The organism is Serratia sp. N21D137 (genome assembly GCF_047530005.1).
Taxonomy (GTDB): Bacteria; Pseudomonadota; Gammaproteobacteria; order Enterobacterales; family Enterobacteriaceae; genus Chania; species Chania fonticola_B.
Genome location: NZ_JBLJAJ010000072.1, coordinates 1 through 5,087 on the forward strand (window position 1 = coordinate 1; position 5,087 = coordinate 5,087).

A 5,087-nucleotide genomic window follows, 5' to 3' on the forward strand; every position below is an offset into this window, starting at 1 on the left:
ATACATGGTGCAGAGTATAGAGGGTGGCAGGGAATGGGAAAAGAGCCTCGGCGTCAGCGTGCTCACGTCGCAGACGTGCTCATTTTATGCGGGTATTAGTGCGGGGCGATCAGCCTGCCCCGACGTTGATGTGAGGCTGGGTCTTAAAGACGGTTGAGGCAGCAACGCTGCCGTGCTCGCACCAAAGGTGCGCTACGTTCTCATACCCAGGCTGCGACACACCGGCATAAAGCTTTACAGATCTCTCAGCAGATTAGCAGACAGCTCTCGAAGCAGATCTAACTCCTCATCTTTCATCTGTATAGTACATCTCATTTTACTAGGCTGTTCCAGCAGAGCCTCTTTCATCTCATGCGCCTTTTCAGTAAGTACGACATTTTTCATCCTTTCATCACCGACGACGGCCATCCTTTTTAGAAACCCCTTCCCCTCAAGTTTTTGCACAAGTGGTGTCAGCGTTCCAGAGTCGAATAATGTCTTTTGACCAAGCGCCCGTAAAGGGATATCGTCCTGCTCATAGAGTGCCATGAGTACGACAAACTGTGGGTAGGTCAGGTCAAATTCTTTCAGTAATGGCCGATACTGGCGGATCAACGCGTTTGTAACCGAGTACAAAGAGAAGCATAGCTTTTCTTCCAAGATGCTGTTTTGTTTCATTTAATTAACCCTGGCATGAAAATATAAAAACAGTATAAATAATATTTGATAGAAAGAATATTGCATGCAAGTTTAATTCGTAAAAGTTAGTTGCTGGTAACAGGACGATGAACATACTTTTAATATGGCTCAGTCACAAAAGCCGGATCGGTTGTTCTGACTTCTGCCAGTTTTGCATTTGCCCCTGCTGTATATTCTGAACAACCGGCCAGTCTTTATGCTCCGCAGCGAGGCTCGGGAATTTCTTAAGTGCCATGCTTATTGAACCTCTTCTCATTCATTGCAGCAGGCCATCCACATAACGTCTGAAAATTCTTGTAAAAATAATCATTTTATTTATATAACTTATTGTTTAATTTGATATTTATAACGACTAAAACAAGCAACCTTTAGCTCCGGTGATAACCAGGCAGACAAGAGATTACCTGCCCAGGGTCCGTGTCGATCAATGCGCGGGATACTCTGAAAGGAAATATCGTAGAACGTCCGAATTTCACTGAAACGGCGAAGAACTGGATCAACGGCGGTCAGCCCATAGGCCGACCAGCTGCCGGCAAAGGACTAGAACATGGGTTGTACTCGGGGGCGGGTGGCAGGGCGAATGAGTAGCTTAATCTGAATATCAGAATGGAATATCTACTAATTCACTGTTTTTAAATACTTAATTAACCAAAATAAAAATATCCCAAAAGATAAAGGAATAATACTTGATAAAAAGAATGTTGTGTGAAAGTATTATGTGTAAAAGGTTGATGTCGGGAACAACTGGCGCTCAACAGAATAATACAATCAACATACATCTAACGAGGCTTAATCATGAAAACCGTATCAGCTGTCCTGACTTCTGCTCTTTTCGCATCCGCCACCGCTGTAGCTTCCGAACAACCGGTCAACCTTCCTGCTCCTACGGCCGGAGTGCAAGCATTTCTCAACGTTCTGAACTCCGGTAACGGCAAGCCCATGGAACAACTGACCCTGCAGGAGGCCCGTCAGATACTGATCGGGGCACAGAAGGGCGTTACTCTGCCATCTGCGCAGGTTTCAGAAAAAATCATCACGGTGAACGGACAATCCATAACACTGAAAATCGTGAAGCCGGACAATGCTACCGGCACACTTCCTGTTTTCATGTTCTTCCATGGTGGTGGCTGGGTGCTGGGAGATTTCCCGACTCATGAACGTCTTATCCGGGATCTGGTTCGCTCATCCGGCGCTGCTTCAGTATATGTGGACTATACACCGTCACCGGAGGCACACTTCCCTGTTGCAATTAACCAGGCGTATGAGGCAACCAAGTGGGTGGCTGAACACGGTCAGGAAATTGGCGTGGATGGCAGCCGTCTGGGCCTGGTCGGTAACAGCGTCGGTGGGAATATGGTGGCCTCTGTGGCGCTGCAGGCCAAACAGTTTAACGGACCGAAGATTCGTTATAACGTGATGCTGTGGCCGGTAACCGACGCGAATTTTAACAGCACATCATATAACCAGTACGAAAATGGCTATTTCCTGACGAAAAACATGATGAAATGGTTCTGGGATAACTACACCACAAGCGCGTCAGACCGTAATAATATTCTTGCCTCGCCATTGCGCGCCACCACAGAACAACTGAAAGGGTTACCGCAGACCTTAATCCAGACAGCAGAGCTTGATGTTCTGCGCGATGAAGGTGAAGCGTTCGGTCGCAAGCTGGATGCAGCTGGCGTACCAGTGACCGTGACACGCTATAACGGCATGATTCATGACTATGGGCTGCTGAACTCGTTAAGTCAGGAGCCTACCGTCAAAACTGCGCTGGAGCAAGCGGGTGCAGAACTGCATAAACATCTGAAATAATAACCAGATTCATACTACGGTGCGCTTGTGTCGGCGGAAAACCTTATCCAGTAGCGGTACTAGGCGGATAATCCAACGATGCAACGTGGAATGGTCAACGACAATACCGCGCTCTGCCATCATCTCTTCGAGGTTTCGCAGACTCAGTGCATAGGCGAGGTACCAGCGGACATACTGAGTGGCAATACGCAGCAGGCGACTGAAAGCGTTTCGAATGAGAGACATGGGCAGGTAATAACATAAAAACAACATCTTATCTAACAACGCCTTAATATGACAGAGACTCAAAATGGGGTTTATTTTACTCAATCGTCAACTTCAAGCTGACTGAGCGGATGAAACTCATTGCCCTATCACCCACTTTTGCCTCTGACCTAAAGGAAAAAACGGATACAACTTCCTAACCATCAAGAAAGGGCAGAGCACCATCCAGTTGAACCCGCTTGACGTGGGTTAAGCATGATACCCCGACTTGCCGGGATATTCCTGGTGACAATAACACAGGCCATTTCTTTGTCTGTTGATTGTCCCTGCCACACCGGCAGGTATCTCTGTTAATTGACATTTCCCCACCTTAAGGTTGGGGATTCCCACTTCAATGCACCGCGTCTTAACCCTCAAGTATATTAAGAATTGACGGGCGCTCCATGGGCTAACACTGCCAGCCCGGCAGCGTTAAGATAACCAGCGAGTCATGTCGCCACCGTAGAGGGCGGGCCTTAAGTCCACCATGACGAACATCAACAGGCGTGAATCTAGATGTCGCTACAGCATAGGCACCGAGACGACACAACCACTGTCCGCCCCGCCCACGCTGCTTTGTATTGCAACTGACGTACAAGTTCGCGGGTTTGCGTCTGCGTACATCCCCTGTCCTTCACCATCAAGGAGCCGACACACACAACTTGGTTTTCGTTAATCAGTGTGCGGGATAACGTGTGTAAATAATCCATACGGCAATCAGCAATTTTTATGCGCAGACGCGCAACTTTCTGGCGGGCTTTAGCCCGGTTTTTCGAGCCTTTGACCTTCCTGTGTAAACGTTGCTCAAGTAAAGTCAGGCGCTTCTCATATTTTGCCGTTGTGGGAGGAAGGGTGGTACGGGATCCATGCGCAGAGACACGCTCATCATTAAGATCCACATCAAGGCAAACAGCAGTGACACTAATAGGCAGAGATGTCGGTTCAAACTCGCACAGGCAGGAGACAAAGTATCGGCCTGTTGGATCTTGCGTGATCGTCACCCGCGAGGGTGTGGATGGAAGAGGGCGAGACCACCTGACATTGAGCGGGGTCAGGCTCTTTGCAATGTATAACCTGCCATCAACGTATTTAAACGCACTGGAGGTAAACTCTGCCGCCTGTTTTTTCCGCTTTATTTTGTAGGCTGGATATGCCGTTCGGCCTTCAAAGAAATTCTTAAACGCGGTTTGTTGGTGACGTAACGACTGTTGGAGAGGAACACAGGACACGTCATTCAACCAGGCAAACGCAGGATCTTTTTTAAGCTCGGTTAACCGTGTACTGGCTTGGGTATAGCTGGTCCTCTCCTGTCTTTCTCGAAAAACATCAATACGCCATTTCAGTATGGAATTATAGACGAAACGCACACAGCCAAAGGTTTTAGCCAGTAGCTCGATGTGTTCTGGTGTTGGATAGAACCTGTATTTGTACGCACGTTTCATAATTATCAGACTTTACGAAGATAATGTGAAAATGTAAAACATCACAAAGTGAACCAGATCATATATCTGCCAAGAACATTGCTGCTGTGACGACTTAACCTTGATATTTGTGGCCCTCTCCCAAAAAGACCAACGTAGTAACCAATGAGTTATCTCCCAAGCAACGATACGTCAAAGCGATCGCCTGTATTACCTTAAAGGAACCAACATCGTGAAACAATTCCCGGAAAACGTGAGCATCCTATTCCCCATGATGCTTGAGCCCTGCCTGCCCGACGACATTAACCCTGTAGTAAAATGAGCACGTCTGCAACGTGAGTATGCTGGCGCCAAGGTTATTTTCCTATACCTTGCCACCCTCTATACTCTGCACCATGTATATTCTGCGACCCAGCAAAGCTGTTGTTCCAGCATGACGACGGCTGGAGCTGCTATCTCGACAAACACGGCGACACCCTCAGCGACTGGACCAAACTCGCCGTCGAGCGCATGCTTGCCTGCGGTACCTGCCTCATGGGCGTTCGCTGTTACTGTTGCGCCTCATTGGACTGTACCCATGCCCGCTTCTTCTGCCAGAGCTGCAAGTCCAAGGCCTGCAGCAGTTGTGGCCGTTTTTCAACAATAACTGGCCACTGCTCAATGATCTGTTCTGCTGTGCACGCAGGCAGGCAGGGGATCGAAGTGGATATCTTTTGCGCGCTGTACACCTATGGCCGACGGCTCAATCGGTACCCGCATATCCACGTCTCCGTCACCCGCGGCGGGCTCGACGTTAAATACAGTGCAAAATGGCGTCTGAATCGATCACTGTTTGGCATTCGAATCGATCATGATTTGGCATGCATCTCCGATCGCGATTTGGCATCACAATCGATCACGGTTTGGCATGCCTCCGATCAGGGTTTGGCA

General features: G+C 48.4%; 3 protein-coding genes and 2 pseudogenes. 2 read left to right on the plus strand and 3 right to left on the minus strand.

Annotation, left to right across the window (positions count from 1 at the left end; all coding sequences use genetic code 11):
- Positions 1 to 234: 234 nt before the first annotated feature.
- The gene (locus tag ACMV5H_RS24985; protein WP_414822738.1) at positions 235 to 657 is read right to left on the minus strand and encodes a MarR family winged helix-turn-helix transcriptional regulator; all 423 of its coding nucleotides are present in this window, start codon (positions 655 to 657) and stop codon (positions 235 to 237) included.
- 816 nt (positions 658 to 1,473) lie between these two features.
- Between ACMV5H_RS24985 and ACMV5H_RS24990 the strand changes: the two genes are divergently transcribed.
- Entirely contained in the window at positions 1,474 to 2,493 is a 1,020-nt protein-coding gene (locus ACMV5H_RS24990; protein ID WP_414822739.1) for an alpha/beta hydrolase, read from the plus strand.
- A gap of 15 nt (positions 2,494 to 2,508) precedes the next feature.
- On the opposite strand, the pseudogene ACMV5H_RS24995 reads toward ACMV5H_RS24990, so the two are convergent.
- Together ACMV5H_RS24995 and ACMV5H_RS25000 are read right to left on the minus strand one after the other, a co-directional pair.
- A pseudogene (locus ACMV5H_RS24995) lies at positions 2,509 to 2,718 on the minus strand (IS6 family transposase); the annotation flags it as partial.
- Between the two features lie 407 nt (positions 2,719 to 3,125).
- Positions 3,126 to 4,178, minus strand: a pseudogene (locus ACMV5H_RS25000) (RNA-guided endonuclease InsQ/TnpB family protein); the annotation flags it as partial.
- A 402-nt stretch (positions 4,179 to 4,580) separates the two neighbouring features.
- On the opposite strand from ACMV5H_RS25000, the gene ACMV5H_RS25005 reads away from it, so the two are divergent.
- Positions 4,581 to 5,087 (plus strand): transposase (locus ACMV5H_RS25005; protein ID WP_414822740.1); only part of this gene is annotated, 507 nt, incomplete at its 3' end.

Coding starts and splice junctions, on each gene's coding strand:
- ACMV5H_RS24985 (WP_414822738.1), bottom strand. CDS start 657: ATGAAACAAAACAGCATCTTGGAAGAAAAGCTATGCTTCTCTTTGTAC.
- ACMV5H_RS24990 (WP_414822739.1), top strand. CDS start 1,474: ATGAAAACCGTATCAGCTGTCCTGACTTCTGCTCTTTTCGCATCCGCC.